Source organism: Streptomyces chromofuscus, assembly GCF_015160875.1.
GTDB lineage: Bacteria > Actinomycetota > Actinomycetes > Streptomycetales > Streptomycetaceae > Streptomyces > Streptomyces chromofuscus.
Genome location: NZ_CP063374.1, coordinates 5951889 through 5972415, shown reverse-complemented (window position 1 = coordinate 5972415; position 20527 = coordinate 5951889). Strand labels below are relative to the sequence as shown.

17 protein-coding genes are annotated in these 20527 nt (G+C 69.2%); 5 read left to right on the top strand and 12 right to left on the bottom strand.

What is annotated here, in order from left to right; translation table 11 throughout:
* Positions 1-135: 135 nt before the first annotated feature.
* From IPT68_RS27050 to dxr, 6 genes are all read right to left on the bottom strand, one after another.
* On the bottom strand, positions 136-1845 hold the full coding sequence (locus IPT68_RS27050) for a proline--tRNA ligase (protein WP_189702082.1): 1710 nt from the start codon (positions 1843-1845) through the stop codon (positions 136-138).
* Between the two features lie 73 nt (positions 1846-1918).
* Positions 1919-2446 (bottom strand): GNAT family N-acetyltransferase, encoded by a 528-nt coding sequence (locus IPT68_RS27045; protein WP_189702083.1) that lies wholly within the window; start codon positions 2444-2446, stop codon positions 1919-1921.
* An 89-nt stretch (positions 2447-2535) separates the two neighbouring features.
* On the bottom strand, positions 2536-3384 hold the full coding sequence (locus IPT68_RS27040) for a GNAT family N-acetyltransferase (protein WP_189702084.1): 849 nt from the start codon (positions 3382-3384) through the stop codon (positions 2536-2538).
* 107 nt (positions 3385-3491) lie between these two features.
* A complete protein-coding gene (gene ispG, locus IPT68_RS27035) occupies positions 3492-4649 on the bottom strand; it encodes a flavodoxin-dependent (E)-4-hydroxy-3-methylbut-2-enyl-diphosphate synthase (RefSeq protein WP_194074014.1) in 1158 nt (385 codons plus the stop codon).
* Between the two features lie 169 nt (positions 4650-4818).
* Positions 4819-6111, bottom strand: a complete 1293-nt coding sequence (locus IPT68_RS27030) for a M50 family metallopeptidase (protein WP_189702422.1) — start codon at positions 6109-6111, stop codon at positions 4819-4821.
* Positions 6112-6119: 8 nt separating this feature from the next.
* Positions 6120-7400, bottom strand: a complete 1281-nt coding sequence (gene dxr, locus IPT68_RS27025; protein WP_189702419.1) for a 1-deoxy-D-xylulose-5-phosphate reductoisomerase — start codon at positions 7398-7400, stop codon at positions 6120-6122.
* 197 nt (positions 7401-7597) lie between these two features.
* On the opposite strand from dxr, the gene IPT68_RS27020 reads away from it, so the two are divergent.
* Positions 7598-8053 carry a lamin tail domain-containing protein gene (locus IPT68_RS27020; RefSeq protein ID WP_189702421.1) on the top strand — a complete coding sequence of 152 codons (456 nt, stop codon included), beginning with the start codon at positions 7598-7600 and terminating at the stop codon, positions 8051-8053.
* Positions 8054-8065: 12 nt separating this feature from the next.
* Here IPT68_RS27020 and IPT68_RS27015 read toward each other — a convergent pair whose 3' ends face one another.
* Complete coding sequence (locus tag IPT68_RS27015; RefSeq protein WP_189702418.1) at positions 8066-10000, bottom strand: acyl-CoA dehydrogenase family protein; 1935 nt, start codon at positions 9998-10000, stop codon at positions 8066-8068.
* A gap of 680 nt (positions 10001-10680) precedes the next feature.
* Between IPT68_RS27015 and IPT68_RS27010 the strand changes: the two genes are divergently transcribed.
* From IPT68_RS27010 to IPT68_RS27000, 3 genes are all read left to right on the top strand, one after another.
* Entirely contained in the window at positions 10681-11520 is an 840-nt protein-coding gene (locus IPT68_RS27010) for an IS5 family transposase (RefSeq protein WP_194074013.1), read from the top strand.
* A gap of 334 nt (positions 11521-11854) precedes the next feature.
* Positions 11855-14245: a fibronectin type III domain-containing protein gene (locus tag IPT68_RS27005; RefSeq protein ID WP_189702430.1), complete on the top strand. Its 2391-nt coding sequence runs from the start codon at positions 11855-11857 to the stop codon at positions 14243-14245.
* Positions 14246-14532: 287 nt separating this feature from the next.
* Entirely contained in the window at positions 14533-15273 is a 741-nt protein-coding gene (locus IPT68_RS27000; RefSeq protein ID WP_189702429.1) for a hypothetical protein, read from the top strand.
* Between the two features lie 168 nt (positions 15274-15441).
* Here IPT68_RS27000 and IPT68_RS26995 read toward each other — a convergent pair whose 3' ends face one another.
* Positions 15442-15780: an LPXTG cell wall anchor domain-containing protein gene (locus IPT68_RS26995; RefSeq protein WP_228039922.1), complete on the bottom strand. Its 339-nt coding sequence runs from the start codon at positions 15778-15780 to the stop codon at positions 15442-15444.
* Positions 15781-15852: 72 nt separating this feature from the next.
* Between IPT68_RS26995 and IPT68_RS26990 the strand changes: the two genes are divergently transcribed.
* The gene (locus IPT68_RS26990; protein WP_189702428.1) at positions 15853-16629 is read left to right on the top strand and encodes a DUF4158 domain-containing protein; all 777 of its coding nucleotides are present in this window, start codon (positions 15853-15855) and stop codon (positions 16627-16629) included.
* Between the two features lie 24 nt (positions 16630-16653).
* Here the strand turns inward: IPT68_RS26990 and IPT68_RS26985 are convergent, their stop codons facing one another.
* The 4 genes from IPT68_RS26985 to IPT68_RS26970 all read right to left on the bottom strand — a co-directional run bounded on the left by IPT68_RS26985 (position 16654) and on the right by IPT68_RS26970 (position 20449).
* Positions 16654-17493: an IS5 family transposase gene (locus tag IPT68_RS26985; protein WP_194074013.1), complete on the bottom strand. Its 840-nt coding sequence runs from the start codon at positions 17491-17493 to the stop codon at positions 16654-16656.
* 665 nt (positions 17494-18158) lie between these two features.
* Positions 18159-19031: a GNAT family N-acetyltransferase gene (locus IPT68_RS26980; protein WP_189700769.1), complete on the bottom strand. Its 873-nt coding sequence runs from the start codon at positions 19029-19031 to the stop codon at positions 18159-18161.
* Positions 19032-19125: 94 nt separating this feature from the next.
* Positions 19126-19326, bottom strand: coding sequence for a hypothetical protein (locus tag IPT68_RS26975; protein WP_189700891.1), 201 nt, complete (start codon positions 19324-19326; stop codon positions 19126-19128).
* Positions 19307-20449 (bottom strand): radical SAM protein, encoded by a 1143-nt coding sequence (locus IPT68_RS26970; RefSeq protein WP_189700770.1) that lies wholly within the window; start codon positions 20447-20449, stop codon positions 19307-19309. The genes IPT68_RS26975 and IPT68_RS26970 overlap by 20 nt, the downstream gene beginning before the upstream one ends.
* Positions 20450-20527: the final 78 nt, after the last annotated feature.

The window sequence follows — 20527 nt, the reverse complement described above, 5'->3', positions numbered from 1 at the left end:
CGCTCCCGGGACCCGGCCTCTGCCTGTACGGCCTCGTCCTCGATCACCGGGCAGGCCGATCGCCGGACGGATGATCACCGGCCGATCGCCGGACGGGCCGGGCGAGTTGGCCCGCCCGGCGTTGCGCGGTTTCCGTCAGGAGGCGGCCGTCAGGCGGGCGATGGCCTCGTCCACCGGCAGCTCCTCGCGCTCGCCGGTACGGCGGTCCTTGAGCTCGACCACACCCTCACCGGCGCGGCGGCCCGCGACCAGGATCTGCGGGACGCCGATCAGCTCGGCGTCGGTGAACTTCACGCCCGGGGAGACACCCGCGCGGTCGTCCACCAGGACGCGCACGCCGGCCGCCGCGAGCTTGTCGGAGACCTCCAGGGCGAGTTCGGTCTGCAGGGCCTTGCCGGCCGCGACGACGTGCACGTCGGCCGGGGCGACCTCCTTGGACCAGCACAGGCCCTTGTCGTCGGCGGTCTGCTCGGCGAGGGCGGCGACGGCGCGCGAGACGCCGATGCCGTAGGAGCCCATGGTCACGCGGACCGGCTTGCCGTTCTGGCCGAGGACGTCGAGCTTGAGGGCGTCGGCGTACTTGCGGCCCAGCTGGAAGATGTGGCCGATCTCGATGGCGCGGTCCAGCTTCAGGCCGGTGCCGCACTTCGGGCAGGGGTCGCCCTCCTGCACCACCACGACGTCCACGTACGCGTCGACCTCGAAGTCACGGCCCGCGACGACGTTCTTCGCGTGCGTGTGCTCCTTGTTGGCGCCGGTGATCCAGGCGGTGCCGGGGGCCACGCGCGGGTCGGCGACGTACTTGACCTTCTCGCCCAGGCCCTGCGGGCCGACGTAGCCGCGGACCAGGTCCGGGCGGGCCGCGAAGTCCGCCTCGGTGACCATCTCGACGGCCGCCGGGGCGAAGTGCGCCTCGACCTTGTCCATGTCGACCTCGCGGTCGCCGGGCACGCCCACGGCGACGATCTCGCCGTCGACCTTCACCAGGAGGTTCTTCAGGGTGGCGGAGGCCGGGACGCCGAGGGAGGCGGCGAGGGTCTCGATGGTCGGCGTGTCGGGGGTCGGGATGTCCTCGGCGGCCGGGACGCCGGACGCGTCGACCGGCTTCAGCTCGTAGGTGATCGCCTCGGTGTTGGCCGCGAAGTCGCAGTTCGGGCAGTCCGCGAAGGTGTCCTCGCCCGCCTCGGCCGGAGCGAGGAACTCCTCCGACTTGGAGCCGCCCATGGCGCCGGCGGTCGCGGCGCAGATGCGGTAGTCGAGGCCGAGCCGCTCGAAGATCTTCTGGTACGCCGCGCGGTGCAGGGCGTACGACTCGGCGAGTCCCTCGTCGGCGAGGTCGAAGGAGTAGGAGTCCTTCATGAGGAACTCGCGGCCGCGCAGGATGCCCGCGCGCGGACGGGCCTCGTCGCGGAACTTGCTCTGGATCTGGTAGAGGATCACCGGCAGGTCCTTGTAGGAGGACGCCTGGTCCTTCACCAGCAGGGTGAAGATCTCCTCGTGGGTCGGGCCGAGGAGGTAGTCGCCGCCCTTGCGGTCCTGCAGCCGGAACAGCTCCTGGCCGTACTCGTCCCAGCGGCCGGTCGCGTCGTACGGCTCACGCGGCAGCAGCGCGGGGAGCAGCACCTCCTGCGCGCCGATGGCGTCCATCTCCTCGCGCACGATCCGCTCCACGTTGGCGAGGACCTTCTTGCCGAGCGGCAGCCAGGACCAGATGCCGGCGGCGGTGCGGCGAACGTAGCCGGCGCGGACGAGCAGCTTGTGGCTGAGGACCTCGGCGTCCGCCGGGTCGTCGCGCAGAGTCTTCGCCATCAACTGGGACATGCGCTGGACCGATGCGTTGGCCATGGTTCTCGTACTCCTGCTGCGTAAGGGTGGTGCCAAGGAGGTTAGCCGGGCGGTACGGGACGGTGGAAATCGGTTATCGGCGCAGGGGCAGCGGGGCGCCCATCACGGCGTACGGCTTGGGGGCGCTGGGGAAGTGGACCTGGCGGGCGAGGTCCTGGTAGCCGAGGGAGTGGTAGAGGCCGCGGGCGGGGCTGTCGGTGTCGATCGCCGAGAGGATGGAGCGGGGTTCGCTCACCGTGTCGGTGATCGTGGTGATGAGGGTCCGGCCGATGCCGCGGTTCTGGTAGCCGGGGTGGACGTGCAGCTCGGTGATCACGAACGAGTCGTCGAGCCAGTCGTCGTGGCCCTGGGCCCGGAGGTAGGGCTCCACTACGGTGGACCACCAGTGGGTGCGGTCGTTGGGCATGCCGTAGACGAAACCCACGAGACGGCCCTGCGTGGTGGCGCCGAGGGCCCGTGCGCCGGGGTAGGTCATGTGGCGCAGGACGATCTGGCGGCGGACGGCCACCTCGTCGGGGCCGAGGCCGAAGGCCGCGGCTTGCACTGCGAGGGCCTCGTCCACGTGGGCGGGAAGGTCCAGGGGGCCGATGACGAGGTCCATGGCGGGGAGCTTACAGGGGGGGTTCCGGTGGTCCGCGGCGTGCGGGGCGTCGTTGGCCGGCCGCGCGGTCGGCCACGCCCCCGGGGCGTCTAGAACAGGACACTCATGAAGGCGCCGACCTCCCTGAAGCCGACCCTTCGGTACGTCCTTCTGGCCGCCGTGTTGTAGTCGTTCACGTACAGGCTGACCACCGGGGCGACGTCCGCGAGGGCGTAGCGGAGGACCGCCGCCATGCCGGGGGCCGCGACGCCCCTTCCCCGGTACTCGGGGGCCACCCAGACGCCCTGGATCTGGCAGGCCCGGTCCGTCGCGGCGCCGATCTCCGCCTTGAAGACGACCTTGCCGTGTTCGTCGAGGCGGGCGAAGGAGCGGCCGGCGCCGACGAGTTCGGCGACGCGGGCCTGGTAGAGGAGGCCGCCGTCGCCGGCCAGCGGGGAGACGCCGACCTCCTCGGTGAACATCGCCACGCACGCCGGCATGATCGTCTCCATCTCGTCCTTGCGGACGCGGCGGACGTGGGGGTCCGGGGCGATGTCGGCGGGCATGCGGTCGGTGACCATCAGCGGCTGGTGGGCGCGGACTTCGCGGGCGGGGCCCCAGTGGGGTTCGAGGAGCCGCCAGAGTTCGGCGGTCGGCTCGGCGGGGCCGACCACGGAGGAACAGCGGCGGCCCGCCCGGCGGGCGCGGTCGGCGAAGGCGCGGACTGCGCGGGGGGTGGCGCAGATGGGCACGAGGTTGGCGCCCGCGTAGCACAGCGACGTGAGCATGCCGTCCTCGTACCAGCCCCACATCTCGCCGCCGAGGCGCCACGGGTCGAGACCGGCGACCTGGACCCGCGAGGCCACGAAGGCGTTGGCCACCGGCTCGCGGTCGAGCACGGCGAGCGCGGCGTCCAGGTCGCTCGGTTCGAGGACCCGGGAGGTGGTCTGGGTCAACACGGGCGGGGCCTCACGGTGGGTTCTGCTGATCTCCGCACTGTACCTGCGGAAGCTGGGCGGTGCCGACCCGCGTGAGGTACCGCCCGTTCAGAAGCGGGCGGCGTCGTTCAGCCGGCCACGGACACGGAGGGCTCGCCCGAGCTCACGCCGTCCGCCTCCATCTGCTCGGCCAGCTTCATGGCCTCTTCGATGAGCGTCTCGACGATCTTGGACTCCGGGACGGTCTTGATGACCTCGCCCTTGACGAAGATCTGGCCCTTGCCGTTGCCGGAGGCGACGCCGAGGTCCGCCTCGCGGGCCTCGCCGGGGCCGTTGACGACGCAGCCCATGACGGCGACGCGGAGCGGGACCTCCATGCCGGTGAGGCCGGCCGTGACCTCTTCGGCGAGCTTGTAGACGTCGACCTGGGCGCGGCCGCAGGACGGGCAGGAGACGATCTCCAGGCCGCGCTGCCGGAGGTTCAGCGACTCCAGGATCTGGATGCCGACCTTGACCTCCTCGACGGGCGGGGCCGACAGGGAGACGCGGATGGTGTCGCCGATCCCCTGGCTGAGCAGCGCGCCGAAGGCGACCGCCGACTTGATCGTGCCCTGGAAGGCGGGGCCGGCCTCGGTGACGCCCAGGTGCAGCGGGTAGTCGCACTGCGCGGCGAGCTGCCGGTAGGCCTCGATCATCACGACCGGATCGTTGTGCTTGACGGAGATCTTGATGTCCCGGAAGTCGTGCTCCTCGAAGAGGGAGGCCTCCCACAGCGCCGACTCGACCAGCGCCTCCGGAGTCGCCTTGCCGTACTTCTGCAGCAGGCGCCGGTCCAGGGAGCCCGCGTTCACGCCGATGCGGATCGGGGTGCCGTGCTCCTTGGCGGCCTTGGCGATCTCCTTGACCTTGTCGTCGAACTGCTTGATGTTGCCGGGGTTCACACGGACCGCGGCGCAGCCCGCCTCGATCGCGGCGAAGACGTACTTGGGCTGGAAGTGGATGTCGGCGATGACCGGGATCTGCGACTTGCGAGCGATGGTGGCGAGGGCATCGGCGTCGTCCTGGGTGGGGCAGGCGACCCGGACGATCTGGCAGCCAGAAGCCGTCAGCTCGGCGATCTGCTGGAGGGTCGCACCGATGTCCGACGTGCGGGTCGTGGTCATGGACTGGACCGAGACCGGCGCGTCCCCGCCGACCGGCACCGACCCGACCTGGATCTGCCGGCTCTTGCGGCGCTCGGCGAGCTTGGTCGGAACGGACGGCATGCCGAGAGAAATCGCAGTCATCTGCTGTGCAACCCCAAGTCGTGGATCAAGATCCGGTCCCGTCAGCAGCGGGCCCCAGGCTCCGAGATTACGGCACGCCCTTGTGCCGCAGCACATCCCTCCCGGTAAACCCACTCAATGGAAGGCGGCCCGGCGCACAACCTGCCGGACCGCCGCCAACTCCGTGCGACTAGGAGATTCTCACCGGGTTGACCACGTCGGCGATCAGCACCAGGATCGTGAAGCAGACGAAGATCCCGGCCACCACGTAGGCCACCGGCATCAGCTTGGCCACGTCGAACGGGCCCGGGTCCGGCCGGCGCAGCAGCCTCGCCACGTTCCGCCGCAGCGACTCCCACAGCGCGCCCGCGATGTGACCGCCGTCGAGCGGGAGCAGGGGGAGCATGTTGAAGAGGAACAGGGAGAGGTTGAAACCGGCCACCAGCATCAGGGCCATCGCCAGTTGCTGGGTGGGCGGGATGTCGAGGGTGAAGATCTCACCGCCGACCCGGGCCGCGCCGACCACGCCCATCGGGGAGTCGGGTTCGCGCTCGGCGCCGTCGAAGGCCGCGTTCCACAGGGCAGGGATCTTGCCGGGCAGGGCGGCGAGGGAGTCGACGGCCTCCCCGACGCGATCGCCCATCCACACCAGGGAGTCGTCGAAGTCCTGCCGGACGATGCCGGTGGCGGCGCTGAAGCCGAGGAAGCCGGCGGTGACGTACTCGCCCTGGACGATCTGGCCCCGGGAGTCCTTCTTGGCGACCTGGTTGGAGGCGATCTTCGCCTGCAGGGTGACTTCCCGGCCGTCGCGCTCGACCACGATCGGGACCTGCTCGCCCGGGTTGGCGCGGATCAGGTCGGAGAGCTGGTTCCAGTCGTCCGTGCGCACGCCGTCGAAGGCCACGATCCTGTCGCCCGCCTCGAGTCCGGCCGCCGCGGCGGGCGAGGCCGGGTCGGAAGCGCGGCAGTCGTCGCGGTTCTCGCTCTGCGCGATGACGCACTGCGAGACGGAGCTCACGGTGGTCGTCTGCTGGGAGATGCCGAAGCCCATCAGGACGACGAGGAACAGCGCCACCGCCAGCACCAGGTTCATGAACGGCCCCGCGAACATCACGACGACCCGCTTCCACGGCTTGCGCGTGTAGAACATGCGGGTCTCGTCGCCGGGCCGCAGTTCCTCGAAGGCGGCCGAGCGGGCGTCCTCGATCATGCCGCGCCACGGCGAGGTGGACCGGGCCTCCACCCGGCCGTCGGGGCCGGGCGGGAACATGCCGATCATGCGGATGTAGCCGCCGAGCGGGATGGCCTTGATGCCGTACTCGGTCTCACCCTTGGTGCGCGAGAAGAGCGTCGGGCCGAAGCCGACCATGTACTGCGGCACACGGATGCCGAACAGCTTGGCCGTGGACAGATGCCCCAGCTCGTGCCACGCGATCGAGATCAGCAGGCCGACCGCGAAGACGACTATGCCGAGGATCATCATCAGGGTCGTCATGCACGCGCCTCCGCGGTGGCTGTCTGTGCCGTGGGCCCGGTCCGGGCCGTCAGTTCACGGGCCCGTGCGCGGGCCCAGGTCTCCGCTTCGAGGACGTCCCGCACGGTGAACGAGGTTCCCGTGCCGGGGGTGCCGTGCTCGTCGACGACCCGGGTGACGGTCTCCATGATCCCGTTGAACGGCAGCGCGCCCCGCAGGAACGCGTCCACGCACTCCTCGTTGGCGGCATTGAACACCGCCGGGGCGGTTCCCGCGAGCTCTCCGACGTGCCGGGCGAGCCCGACCGACGGAAAGGCGTCGGTGTCCAGGGGGAAGAACTCCCAGGTCGACGCCGTGCTCCAGTCGAAAGCGGGCGCGGCGTCGGGAACACGGTCGGGCCAGCCGAGGCCGATGGCGATGGGCCCACGCATGTCGGGGGGCGTCGCCTGGGCGATCGTGGATCCGTCCGTGAACTCGACCATCGAGTGGACATACGACTGCGGATGCACGACCACCTCAATGCGTTCGAAGGGAATGTCGTACAGCAGGTGCGCCTCGATGACTTCCAGGCCCTTGTTGACGAGGGTCGCGGAGTTGATCGTGATCACCGGGCCCATGGCCCAGGTGGGGTGGGCGAGGGCGTCCTCGACGGTGACGTGCGCCAGCTCCGCCTTCGTCCGGCCGCGGAAGGGGCCACCGGACGCGGTGACGACCAGCTTGCGCACGTCCGCGCGGGTGCCCGCGGCGAGCGCCTGGAAGAGCGCCGCGTGCTCGGAGTCCACCGGGATGATCTGCCCGGGCTTGGCGATCGCCCTGACCAGCGGGCCGCCCACGATGAGCGACTCCTTGTTGGCGAGCGCCAGGGTGCGGCCCGCCTCCAGGGCGGCGAGGGTCGGGGCGAGGCCGATGGAGCCGGTGATGCCGTTCAGGACGGTGTGGCAGTCGGAGCCGGCGAGCCGGGTGGCCGCGTCCGGCCCGGCGAGGATCTCGGGGAGCGGCTCTCCCGTGCCGTACTGCGCGGTCAGCGCTTCCCGCAGCGCCGGCACCACGTCCTCGCGGGCCACCGCGACGGTCCGCACCCGCAGCCGGTACGCCTGCTCGGCGAGGAGGCCGACCCGGCCGCCGTTGGCGGACAGGCCGGTGACACGGAAACGGTCCGGGTTGCGCAGGACGAGGTCGATGGCCTGGGTGCCGATCGATCCGGTGGAGCCGAGGATCACGACGTCCTTCGGGCCGTCGGCCGTCACCGGGTCGTAGACGAGGTGCGGGTCGGCGAGAGGGGCTGGGCTATCGCTCATGCCCCCATTGTTGCCGCAACGGATGTCCGGCCGGCGCAGGGTGTCCCTCGCGCGGGTGCCCGCGCCTTCCGGACGCCCGTTCCCGGCCGGATGGACCCGGTTTCATCATTCGTGAAGTTGACGTGAAGATCATGTGATAAAGCTTCACTCCTGGCCAGGGATCACCGGCCACTGGACGACATCCGGGGGGATTCTCCCTGCGCATACGCACCGCGTTCACCCTGCCCGCGCTCGCGGGCGCCCTGGCGCTCACCGGCACGGTTCTCAGCACTCCGGCCCAGGCGGCCGGCGGTGTGGTCATCCGGCACGTCTGGTTCGACAGTCCGGGCTCCGACACCGGCGCCGACTCCAGCCTCAACGGCGAGTGGGTGGAGATCAAGAACACCGGCGGCTCGGCGATCTCGCTGAGGGGCTGGGTGCTCAAGGACAAGGCGAACCACACGTACGTCTTCCCGAACGTGAAGATCGGAGCCGGCAAGACCCTGAAGGTGCGCACCGGCGTCGGCTCGGACACCGCGTCGAACAAGTACCAGGACCGCGGCTGGTACGTCTGGAACAACACCAGCGACACGGCGACGCTGACCAAGGCCAACGGCACCAGGGTCGACTCCTGCTCCTGGACGACGCGGGACCCGAGCGACACGTGGTGCTGACGCGCCCGGCCCTCACCTGATGGGCCGGTGCACGTTCTCCTTCAGCGACGGGCCGGGGGTCGCGTCCGCGATCCACGGGCCGTCGCCCGAGGGGTCGACGACTCCCTGTTCCAGCCACTCGTAGGTGCCCGTCAGCACACCCTTGACCACCTTGCGGTCGAGGTCGTCGGTGTTGGTCCACAGCCGGCCGAAGAGCTCGTCGACGCGGATGCGGGCCTGGCGGCAGAAGGCGTCGGCGAGTTGGTAGGCCTCGCGGCCGTGCTCGCCCCGGCTGCGCAGGAGTTCGGCGCGGACACAGGCCGCGCTCATCGCGAACAGCTCCGCGCCGATGTCCACGATCCGGCCCAGGAAGCCCTGCTTGGTCTCCATCCGGCCCTGCCAGCGGGACATGGCGTAGAAGGTGGACCGGGCCAGCTTGCGGGAGGTGCGCTCGACGTAGCGCAGATGCGGCGAGAGGTCGACGCCGTGCTTGAACTCCCCGTACGACGACGGGATCTGCCCCGGTCCCGCGACCAGCTTCGGCAGCCACTTGGCGTAGAAGGCGCCGGCCTGCGCGCCCGCCCTCGCCTTGTCCTGGAGGGACTTGTCGGGGTCGATCAGGTCACCGGCGACCGACAGGTGGGCGTCGACCGCCTCGCGGGCGATCAGCAGGTGCATGATCTCGGTCGAGCCCTCGAAGATGCGGTTGATCCGCAGGTCCCGCAGGATCTGCTCGGCGGGCACCGCCCGCTCCCCGCGCGCCCGCAGCGACTCGGCGGTCTCGAAGCCGCGGCCCCCGCGGATCTGGACCAGTTCGTCGGCCATCACGCAGGCCATCTCCGAGCCGTACAGCTTGGCGAGGGCGGCCTCGATGCGGATGTCGTTGCGGTCCTCGTCGGCCATCTGCGACGACAGGTCCACCACGGCCTCCAGCGCGAAGGTCGTGGCCGCGATGAACGCGATCTTCGAGCCGACCGACTCGTGCAGCGCGACGGGCTTGCCCCACTGCTCCCGGGCGCCCGACCACTCCCGGGCGATCTTCAGGCACCACTTGCCGGCGCCGACGCACATCGCGGGCAGCGACAGCCGGCCCGTGTTCAGGGTGGTCAGGGCGATCTTCAGGCCCGCGCCCTCGGGGCCGATCCGGTTCGCGGCCGGCACCCGCACCTGGTGGAAGCGGGTGACCCCGTTCTCCAGGCCGCGCAGGCCCATGAAGGCGTTGCGGTTCTCGACGGTGATGCCCTCGGAGGCGGCCTCCACGACGAACGCCGTGATGCCGCCCTTGTGGCCGTCGGACTTCGGCACGCGGGCCATCACGACCAGCAGGTCGGCCACGACGCCGTTGGTGGTCCAGAGCTTCACGCCGTCGAGAACGTAGTCGTCGCCGTCCGGGACCGCGGTGGTGGCGAGCCGGGCCGGGTCGGAGCCGACGTCCGGTTCGGTCAGCAGGAAGGCGGAGATGTCCGTGCGGGCGCAGCGCGGCAGGAAGGTGTCCTTCTGCTCCTGGGTGCCGAAGATCTTCAGCGGCTGCGGCACGCCGATCGACTGGTGGGCGCTCAGCAGCGCGCCGACGGCCGGGCTGGCGGAGCCGACCAGGGCGAGGGCCTTGTTGTAGTACACCTGCGTCAGGCCCAGGCCGCCGTACTTCGTGTCGATCTTCATGCCGAGGGCGCCGAGCTCCTTGAGCCCGTCGATGACGTCGTCCGGGATCCGCGCGTCCCGCTCGATGCGGGCGGAGTCGATCTTCGTCTCGCAGAAGTCGCGCAGCTTGGTGAGGAACTCCTCGCCGCGCTGTGCGTCGTCGTCGGGGGGCAGGGGGTGGGGGTGGATGAGGTCGAGGCGAAAGCGGCCGAGGAACAGTTCCTTGGCGAAGCTGGGCTTGCGCCAGTCCTGTTCCCGGGCCGCCTCCGCCACCTGGCGGGCCTCACGTTCGGTGACGGTGGGTCGGTTGGTGGGAGCTGCGGACATGAGGCTCACCTCGCCGTGAAGGGGGATCAAGGTCCGTTTTGGTTACCGACGGGTGCTACTCGTTCGTATCTACCCGATCCCGGGCGCGGCCACCACCCCGCGCGCAGCCGTTCGGTGCTTCCGGCCCCGTGCCCGCCGTGCGCGGCGGGCCTTTCCGGGGGAGGGTGCGGGTACGTCCGTTCGGGCGACCGCACCGGGCAGGTGTCCGCGGGTCGGGAAGGTGCGTGTCGAAGCGCGTCGACAGCGTAGGGACACCCACCCCGGCCGAAGCCGGGCGGCAGCCGGCCGACGTGGTGCGCCGGGGTGCGTACGCCGCGTACGCCTGGGTGGAGGCCGCGGGGCGGCGCGTGGGGCGAACCGCCGGACACGGCCGGGTACCGCACGCTCACCAGCGTCCCGGCCCCGGACCGACCCGCCGCACGACAACGGCCGGAGCCCCCGCGCAGTGGGCCCCTCAGAGGGCGTTTATGCAGGTCAAGGCCCGTACGCGCCTTATGCGAGTGTCCCATTTCGTTGCGGATGGCCAGATGAGCGAAGAACATCGCCCGGCCGGGCGATAGCCTTGCCGCCCGTCTCATCCGCTTCTGGGTTCCAAAACCCGTCTGACGTAGAGATATAGCAGAACCTCCCAGCCGCCAGCGGAACGAGTGCTTCCGGCGTGCCTATGCTCAGGCTGTGCTGTGAGTGATCGAAAGCCGTACCCCAGCGACTTGTCGGACGCCCGATGGGCCCTGATCGAACCGACGTTGACGGCCTGGCGGAATGCCCGCCTCGAACGTCGCCCCACCGGCCAGCCGGCGAAAGTCGACCTGCGTGACGTGTTCAACGCGATCCTCTATCTCAACCGCGCCGGAATTCCCTGGAAATACCTCCCACATGACTTCCCGGGCCACGGCACCGTCTACTTCTACTACGCCGCATGGCGCGACGAGGGGATCTTCGCCCAGCTCAATTACGACCTCACCGCCCTGGCCCGCGTGAAGGAAGGCCGTAAGCCCGAGCCGACAGCCTCCGTCATCGACACCCAGAGCGTCAAGACCTCGACCAACGTGCCTGTGACCAGCCAGGGAACGGACGCCGCGAAGAAGATCGTGGGCCGGAAGCGGGGCATCCTGACCGACACGATCGGCGTCATTCTCGCCGTGACAGTCGCCGGCGCCGGCCTCTCCGAGAACGCCATGGGAATACGCCTTCTCGACCAGGCGAAAGAGACCTACCCGACCATCGCGAAAAGCTGGGTCGACACTGGCTTCAAGAACGCCGTCGTCGAGCACGGGGCCCGCCTCGGAATCGACGTTGAAGTCGTCAACCGCAACCCAGAAAAGCGCGGCTTCCACATCGTGAAAAGACGCTGGGTAGTGGAGCGGAGTATCGGCTGGATCATGATGCACCGCCGCCTCGCCCGCGACTACGAGACGCTCACGGCCAGCTTCGAGGCGATGATCCACATCGCCTCGATCGACAATCTCGCCAAGCGCATAACTGACGAGAACACCCTTACCTGGCGAGGGACTTACTAGGAGATACAGGGCAATCTTCCTATATCAAACGCCCTCTCAGGACCGAAGACTGCCATCGTGGCCGCCACCGCGCCGCGCGGACGGCTTTGGGACGCCTACGCGGCATCGTCCTTTTCGGATCAGCATGGGGTCACCCTGTCACGGCTGGGGACGTTCGTGCGCCCTGTCGTGCTGACGCCCGACACCTCGACGTCCCGAAGTTGCTGCAGCGGCAGCGGAGTTGGTGCCTCGATCCGCGTATCACCCACGCAGATTGTCGTGTTGCTGACAATACGCACAGGCCCCTCTAGCATCGTGCCCAATTGTAGGAACAAGTTTTCGCAGAGGGGCATGAATGCGGAAGATTCAATTTCTGAGACGCTTACGAGAGACGGCGGTCCTGCTGTCTCTCGCGCTCCCGGTAGGGCTGCTGGGTCTGCCGCCCTCGGCGGCGTCCGCTGCCGAGCAGGTCCGGGTGCCGCCGCCCGCATGCGCGGGCATGACGCCGCCGAGCGAGGACGGCAACTCGGTCGACGACGAGAACCACGCCGCCATCCGGCTCGAACTGCCGGCCTCCGACGAGGAAATCCCGGTCGACGAAGAGGGCAAGGTCGACCTCAGCGGCTTCCTGCACAAGCAGGCCACCATGGTCGACCTGTCGATCGGCAGCGACATGGTGACGACCGACTTCACCCTCGGCCCGCCCCCGGAGGGCGAGACGAACTGGTCGGCGTCATGGACATCGCGGTTCCGCCCGCCGCAGCTCGGCAAGACCCTGGTCTGCGTCCGCGCAGAGCGCGAACCCGGACGGTACGCCCGGATCCTGCGCGAGTTCACGTTCGTCGACAACATCGCGCCGAGCAACGTCACCGGGCTGAGCGTCGGCAACATCACGCACAACTCGGCCACGGCGAGCTGGAACGCGGCCACCGACAACTACGGCCTGGCCGGCTACGAGGTCCGGGTCGACGGCGGCCCGCCGATCCGCACCAACGTCGGCACCCGCTCGTACACCATGACGGGCCTGCCCCCCGAGAGCGAACACACCGTCTCCGTCGTCGCCGTCGACCTCGCGGGCAACAAGTCGGCCACACCCGCCACGAAGACCTTCCGCACCGCGGCGACTCCGCCCGACGCCGACCCCGAGCTGACGCTCGAGCCGGAAGAGGGCAGCGCCCTGGCCAAGTGGCAGCCTGACCCCAACGGTGACCACACCTACCGCGTCTCCCTCGACGGCCGGCTCTACGAAGAGTTCTCGATGGCGGAGTACTGCGTGGACGCCGCGGGCAACCCGGCGAATCCGTGCACGGCGCAGGACGTCATCGAGTTCACTATCGAGCCCCTCGAAGCGGCCACCTCGTACACGCTGCGGGTCGACGCGATACAGGAGGATGGCACGCCCTGGCGGGACTTCAGCGGTGGCTTCACCACCGACACCGTCGCCCCCGCGGTGCCCGAGGAAGTCACGCAGCAGACCTCCAGCGACAGCTCGCAGTGCGCCGCGCAAGGCGGCGACTTCTACATCGCGGAGAGCGTGCGCTCCAGCGTGACGGTGCCCGAGGGCAGCACCCAGGTCTTCCCCGGCTGCTACACCGCCGCGGACGCCAGCTGCGTCGAGGACCACATGCCGCCCGACGAGGACGAGAAGTTCGACTGCTCGGACGACGTCACCGAAATGCTCCACGACCTGGCATCGCCCGGAGGCGGACCGGCGCTTTCCCCGCTGAGCAGCTCCACCAGCGAGGTGAAGCCGCTGTACAATCCCGGCAACCCCATCCAGCCCGTCGTCTGGTGCCTGGAGAGCCGCGCCTGCACGCTGCTGCTGGCGCCGCCCGCCACGGCGGCGGCGACGGCCGCGACGTCGAGCGTCGTCGCCGCGGTCATCTACTGGATCGCGGTGATCGCCGGGGCGATCGTCGTCGGGGTCGCGCTGGGGCTGATCTGGGCCATCATCGACGCCAGTCCGATAGCCATCGGCGGCCTCCTGGAATATCCGATCGACTACACCGACGACTTCAACACCTATGACGACTGGGGCCTGGAAGAAGGGCAGTGGTACCACAGCCTCGCGGCCTACGCCCAAACCATCAAGACGACCAAGGACCTTACCGAGAAGTACGACCTGCCCTTCGCCTGGACCAGCGGGGACGACGCGGACCTGCGGGCCAACATCGACCAGGCGTGCGCGGCCCAGAAGCAGGCCAGCTCCAGCATCGCCCCCTGCGACGACAACATCGCGTTCTACGTCCCGGGCGGCCGGAACCACAAGTTCAAGCCGATGCAGGAAACCGGCAAGCACATCGTCGAGGCCATGGGTGACGGCCGCTGGCCGCAGCCTGCGGGCCGGGCCCAGTGGTTCGCCCCGGCGCGCAGCATCAACGGCCAGGCCGCGATGAACGCCGGCTACGACCGCAACTGGTACTACACCAACCCGAAGTTCGCGGGGAACGCATGCCTCCCACGGCCCGTGGTCGGTTCCGGGAAGACCTGCGACGAGTTCCCGTTCTGGGCGACGGACCAGGCGGTCGACCTGTCGGGCCTGACCGCGGACGTGCGCCACGTGCCGAGCACGGAGTCGCGGCCGCAGGGCAACGACATCAGCTCCTTCAGCAACAAGTGCAAGGTGGACGACGGAGAGCGGTACATCGTCCTGCCGATCAAGCCGTGGGTCGCGGCGAACGCCCCGAGCTTCGGCTTCCGCGTGAACGGCAGCGGCGCCAGCCTCTGCATGGAACCGTCGCTGTAGTGGCGCAGGGCCCGGGTCTCTTCCCGGGGCGCCGCTGGTTGATCCGGGCCTGTGATTGATCGGGCCTGAGATTGATCGGACTGTGCGTGATGTCGGCCTTCGAGACCCGGCCCCGGGTCTCGAAGGCCGACCCCGTGCGGGGGAGGCCGACCCCGTGCGGGGGAGAGGGCGGTGCGGATGCCGGTGCAGGAGTGCCCGCACGGGGCCCAGTTCAACCGACGACATCTCTTCTCGGGCCCGGCCCGTCTACGCTGCTCGGGGTATCTCCTACGCAGGGAGCGCTTGCCATGCTGGACGACATCTCCGTACTGCGTGCCGCGGCGGCGGACTACCGGGCGGCGGCGACCGCCGCGGGCCTGCCCTGGGACGACCCCGCCGTTCCACCGGAGCCACAGGCCCCGCCGGAGCTGGTCCACCGCGTGTTCGACGTGGACCACGTCGCCGACCAGCTCACCTGGCTCCACGGCCAGGGATGGCAGGAGCGCCGGCTGCTGCCGAACGGAGGATGGCTGCTCCCCTGGCCGACCGACGCGGACAAGGCGAACGAGGCGCTCGACAACCTGTCGCTGTCGATCGGCGTGCCGTTCCCCTGGCGGCATCAACTGCCGCTCTTCCACTTCGAGTTCCTCGTCTACACCTTCGTCCTGGCAGGAAAGCACGAAGGCGAGATCTGGCGGTACGAGACCGCCCCGGACGCCTGGGACGCCGTACGCGCGGCCCCGAGCCTCGCGGCCCTGTTCACCGAGTGGACCAAGGGGCTCGAAGCCGGCGTGGTCTACCTCAACGACCTCGACGGCTGCCTCGCCGTAGGCGAACGCGGCCGCCGCGCCGTCCACGCGCTCCTCGACCACACTCCTGCCCTCGACCCGCTCGCTTTCCCCGTCTCCATGCCGGAACAACCGCTGCTGCGGCAGCGGCAGGCCGAGTACGGCGTCGACATGAGCCGCGTCAGCCAGGAACGGGGCTTCGAGAGCTTCGAGGCACTGAACGAGGAGATCGACGCGGTACGCGCCGGCCTCGGACTTTGAACCGCTCCGGATCGACGGAAGCCCAATACGTCGGCTACGGCCCACCTCGGGCCGGCCCGTAGCCGCAGTTACGGGCCGGCCCTTGTCCGGCGGGTCCGTTCACAGCTCCCGCCGCGACGGTGTCCTCATCTCCGCGGTCCTCCTCCGGACCGCGGAGAACCTCACGGACTACCCCCGGGCAGTCCTGCGGCGGCGCGTCCACCACACCAGGGCGCCACCGGCGGCTGCGAGGGCGGCGGCGATGCCTGCGATGAGGCCGAGGGGGGTGTCGGACCCGGTGTGGGCGAGGGCGCCGTCCGGGTCCGGCTTGTCGGCCGGCGGGGTCGGCTTGCCGGTGCCGGGTGCGGCGGGGCCGGAGGAGGTGGGGTCCGGAGCCGGTGACGACGGAGGGGCGGTCGGCCCGCCGGTCTCCGTCGGGGTCGGCGTGGGTGTGGGCCCGCTGTCGCCGTCGTCGATGTCGCCCACGCTGTTGCCGCCGAGGAGGGGGTCCAGCCAAGGTGAGGCCAAAAGCCACAACGAGGCGATCGGGGTGTTCTGAGCTCATGGAGGCCATCACCCGTTCGGCGTAATGTCGTTGGTGTGGTGACGGCTTGTGGCACCTGGGTGGGGTGGGACGTGACCTCGATCGAGCGGACTGCGTATCCGCGGTTCAAGCGGCTGATCACCGCGCGTGAGCTGCATCTGTTCTTCTCGCCGAGCCGGGAGGAAGCCGAGTGGGCGGCGGGCCGTACGCAGTCGGCTGAGCACCGGCTCGCGCTGCTGTTGATGCTGAAGTCGTACCAGCGTATGGGGTGTTTCCCGAAGCTGGCGGAGATCCCGAACATGGTGGCGGACTTCGTGCGGCGGGCGGTGGAACTGCCGGACGGGACCCTGCCGGAGTACGCCTCGCAGCGGTCGGCTGAGCAGCACCGCGCCCTGGTCCGCAAGAGGCTCGGCGCGAAGTACGACGCAGCCGGTGCCCGCGCGGTGGCCGCAGAGACGATCCGTGCCGAGGCGGAGGCGAAGAACAATCCGGCGGACCTGATCAACACCGCGCTGGAGAAGCTGGTGGAGGCCGGGCTGGAGCTGCCAGCCTTCTCGACCCTGGACGCGATGGCCTCGGCGCTGCGCGGCGAGGTGAACGCCGCGATCTGCGTCGGTATCCACGACCGGTTGAGTGAAGTCCATCGGGCCCGGCTGCTGGGGCTCTTGGACGTGCTGGGGCTCGATGGGAAGACGCCGTTCAACCGGCTCAAACAACCGGCACAGCGGGCGACCTGGTCACACTTCAAGAACCTCGCCACGCATCTGGAGTGGGTCGACGGTCTGGGCGATTCCGCCCTGTGGCTGGAGGGTGTGGCCTCAGAGGGCGTTTGATATAGGAAGATTGCCCTGTATCTCCTAGTAAGTCCCTCGCCAGGTAAGGGTGTTCTCGTCAGTTATGCGCTTGGCGAGATTGTCGATCGAGGCGATGTGGATCATCGCCTCGAAGCTGGCCGTGAGCGTCTCGTAGTCGCGGGCGAGGCGGCGGTGCATCATGATCCAGCCGATACTCCGCTCCACTACCCAGCGTCTTTTCACGATGTGGAAGCCGCGCTTTTCTGGGTTGCGGTTGACGACTTCAACGTCGATTCCGAGGCGGGCCCCGTGCTCGACGACGGCGTTCTTGAAGCCAGTGTCGACCCAGCTTTTCGCGATGGTCGGGTAGGTCTCTTTCGCCTGGTCGAGAAGGCGTATTCCCATGGCGTTCTCGGAGAGGCCGGCGCCGGCGACTGTCACGGCGAGAATGACGCCGATCGTGTCGGTCAGGATGCCCCGCTTCCGGCCCACGATCTTCTTCGCGGCGTCCGTTCCCTGGCTGGTCACAGGCACGTTGGTCGAGGTCTTGACGCTCTGGGTGTCGATGACGGAGGCTGTCGGCTCGGGCTTACGGCCTTCCTTCACGCGGGCCAGGGCGGTGAGGTCGTAATTGAGCTGGGCGAAGATCCCCTCGTCGCGCCATGCGGCGTAGTAGAAGTAGACGGTGCCGTGGCCCGGGAAGTCATGTGGGAGGTATTTCCAGGGAATTCCGGCGCGGTTGAGATAGAGGATCGCGTTGAACACGTCACGCAGGTCGACTTTCGCCGGCTGGCCGGTGGGGCGACGTTCGAGGCGGGCATTCCGCCAGGCCGTCAACGTCGGTTCGATCAGGGCCCATCGGGCGTCCGACAAGTCGCTGGGGTACGGCTTTCGATCACTCACAGCACAGCCTGAGCATAGGCACGCCGGAAGCACTCGTTCCGCTGGCGGCCGGGAGGTTCTGCTATATCTCTACGTCAGACGGGTTTTGGAACCCAGAAGCGGATGAGACGGGCGGCAAGGCTATCGCCCGGCCGGGCGATGTTCTTCGCTCATCTGGCCATCCGCAACGAAATGGGACACTCGCATAAGGCGCGTACGGGCCTTGACCTGCATAAACGCCCTCTGAGGGGCCCCTGACCTGCTATTCCGCTCCGACCTGCGGAGACGCCCACCGCTTCGGCCCGTATCGACCCGTCCCGGCCCGCCTCAACCCGTTTCAGCCCACCCTCGTGTTCCCACGGGAACATCACACGGGAACCGCGAAAGGATGGTTGCCCTGACCTGCGGGTACGCGCTCCTAGGCCTTACGACCCTGAGCTCGGCCGCCCTTTTGACCGAAAGCTGTCGCTCACCTGGTCACCCGATACCGGAGGGACACGGCAGCGTCCCCGACCGTCCACGATGAGACGGACAGTCGGGGCCGCGCCACGTCGCTGGGGCGCCACAGGCAATGGTTCAGTGGCGAGGAAGTACCCGGAACCGGACTCGAACCTGACCCGCACCCGATCTGACCTGCGGTGATGCTGTGACCTCGGCGGATCCTCGCGCATCGCGCATCCGTTCGCTCACGCAGCTTTCTGGTTGACGAACCCAAGAGACGTCAGCCCCTCGGCTGAACAGAGCCGGTCGGAGGCACCGCCGACCTCGGTCTGCAGGAGCTGGTACGCGGCGCCGTGCTCGTACCCCCAGTGCATGGCCGCCCGCCACAGCGTCCGCCCGTAGCCGACTCCCCTGTACTGCGGCAGGACGCCGAAGTACTGCGGCAGCAGCCGCTCCCGTCCGACGGCGTCGGTCATCGTCTCCATCGGGCCGATCGCCCCGGCCACCGTTCCCTCGTCGAGGACGACCAGCACGGGGCCCACGGCCCCGTCGACCATCTGCCCGTAGAGGAACGCGAAGCCATCCGCCGCCATCTGGTCCGCGAAGACGCCGAACCGCTCCGGCTCGTCGAGCTGCTCGTACTCCACCACCTGGACGCCGGGGGCTTCGCCGGGCCCGGCGGCGAACTCCTTTAGCTGGACCCGGGTCCCGACGCCGCGGGCGTACGCCTCAGGCTGCTCGGGGCCGAGGAACCAGACCACCCGGGCCTGCCTCGCGCCGTGGACGGCAGCGAGCTTGCGGGCCAGGTCGGCACCGGCCGACAAGCTATCCGGAGCCGACCCGTACACGTGGACCTTGACCACGCCCCCGGCCCGCTCGGCGAGCGTGGGGATCAGGGTCAGGTGCCGGTCGTGCTCGATGGCGTCGGCCATGACGTGTTCGGTCTTCCTCTCGAACCATCGCTGGTCCTTGTCGTAAGGCAGGAAGCGGTCGGTGCCCGCGGTCTCGACGACGGCCTCGAAGAGATCGGGCAGCGGGTCGTCCTGGCGGACGGGGCCGAGCGTCGGCACGTACGGCACAGGCATCACGGGCTCGATCAGGTCCCAGGAGAAGCGCATGGCCGCACGCTACTCACGTCGATCACAAGCCGCAGGCCCCGGCGCGAAGATGCCGGGGCCTGCATTGTCACGACCGGATCAGGCGCAGATCAGGTCAGTGCGGGTTGTCGTCGCCAGCCGCGCACGAGCACTTCGCGCTGTCCATGACGGTGTCCATGTCGGCGATGCCGACGATGGTGGTCACCGGCTTCACCGGCTCCAGAACCGGCCGCGTCAGGTACGGCAGGCCGGTTCCGGTGGGCCCGTCGCTCGGCAGCGGGCGCTTCGGCGAGATCTCAACTGCTACAGCAGTCATTCAGTTCACCCTGCTTTCTGTCTCCATGCTGGCAGTAAGCCGCCAGCGGGGCCTTCGCCTCCTGGTAGTGCTTTGCCAGGGGCCTGCACACGCGGCAGGAGCCGGCGATGCTGCATCCCGAGCACCCGCCGGTGCGAAGCATGAGGCGGTCCGCGATCGCACCCAGCCGGGCAAGGCCCTCGATCCCCTCGTTGGGGAAGCTGATCTGGTCGTCGCGGCCGATCTTGCAGATGGACACCAGGCCGAAGGGGTCCATGTGGAAGAAGGTGTGTCCGGCGTTGCAGCCCGTGAACTGTTTGCGCACCCGCAGGTGTTCCTTGGACTGCGCGGTGAGGACCTCACCGCCGCCGTAGATGGTCGGCGTCATGTTCGTGAAGACCTCGTACTCGACGCCCCACGTCTTGCACAGGTCGATCATCGACTGCTCTTCGTGGCCGTTGTCGTCGGTGACGACGATGCTCATCCGCAGCGGGAGGCGAGCGTGGCGGGCGGCGTTCATGCCCTGCACGAACTGGTCCCAGGCGCCCTGGCGCTGCGTCAGCTCGTCGTAGCTGGCCTTTGTCGTCCCGTACATCGAGACGGTGACGCGGTACGGCGGGTACTCCCGGAACAGGCGGAGCAAGTTCTCGCGCCACAGCAGCGAGCCGTTCGTCGAAACCGTGATCATCATGCCGAGTTCCCACGCGTACCGGTACGCGCGCATGAAGTCCTTGTCGATGGTCGGCTCGCCGCCGGTGACCTGGAGGAACAGCACCCCGGCCTCGGCCATGATGTCCAGGCAGCGCCGCTTGTCCTCCCACGGCATCCCGGCTTTCATCTTCAGGCCCAGGTAGCAGTGCTTGCAGTCGTAGTTGCAGCCGAGGTTGACCTCCCAGCTCGCCTTGCCGTGGCCCCACGTGGACGGCTGGCGGACGAGGAGAAACTCGGCCAGGGACTGACCGGTGACGTCGAGGTCGTCCCACTGGGAGCGGGCGGCGTCGACGAGCCATGGCGGGGCCGGCTCGGATGGATCGAGGGCGCGCAGCTCGTCGTAGCGAGCCTCGGGCAGGAGGGCGCCGCCGCGGCTTCCCGGCCTTACGAGGACGTGCTGTTCCAGGAACGGGGCAGCGATCAGCTGATGCATGCAGTCTCCAAGGAGGTTGGTCCGCCCCGGCCGGTGGGAGAGCCGTCGACATCAGCGACCAGGGCGGGGTCATGGGGG

Bases quoted from the DNA above. Each gene is read 5' to 3' on its own strand.
- IPT68_RS27050 (WP_189702082.1), bottom strand. From the start codon at position 1,845: ATGGCCAACGCATCGGTCCAGCGCATGTCCCAGTTGATGGCGAAGACT.
- IPT68_RS27045 (WP_189702083.1), bottom strand. From the start codon at position 2,446: ATGGACCTCGTCATCGGCCCCCTGGACCTTCCCGCCCACGTGGACGAG.
- ispG (WP_194074014.1), bottom strand. From the start codon at position 4,649: ATGACTGCGATTTCTCTCGGCATGCCGTCCGTTCCGACCAAGCTCGCC.
- IPT68_RS27030 (WP_189702422.1), bottom strand. From the start codon at position 6,111: ATGATGATCCTCGGCATAGTCGTCTTCGCGGTCGGCCTGCTGATCTCG.
- dxr (WP_189702419.1), bottom strand. From the start codon at position 7,400: ATGAGCGATAGCCCAGCCCCTCTCGCCGACCCGCACCTCGTCTACGAC.
- IPT68_RS27015 (WP_189702418.1), bottom strand. From the start codon at position 10,000: ATGTCCGCAGCTCCCACCAACCGACCCACCGTCACCGAACGTGAGGCC.
- IPT68_RS27005 (WP_189702430.1), top strand. From the start codon at position 11,855: ATGCGGAAGATTCAATTTCTGAGACGCTTACGAGAGACGGCGGTCCTG.
- IPT68_RS27000 (WP_189702429.1), top strand. From the start codon at position 14,533: ATGCTGGACGACATCTCCGTACTGCGTGCCGCGGCGGCGGACTACCGG.
- IPT68_RS26980 (WP_189700769.1), bottom strand. From the start codon at position 19,031: ATGCGCTTCTCCTGGGACCTGATCGAGCCCGTGATGCCTGTGCCGTAC.
- IPT68_RS26975 (WP_189700891.1), bottom strand. From the start codon at position 19,326: ATGACTGCTGTAGCAGTTGAGATCTCGCCGAAGCGCCCGCTGCCGAGC.
- IPT68_RS26970 (WP_189700770.1), bottom strand. From the start codon at position 20,449: ATGCATCAGCTGATCGCTGCCCCGTTCCTGGAACAGCACGTCCTCGTA.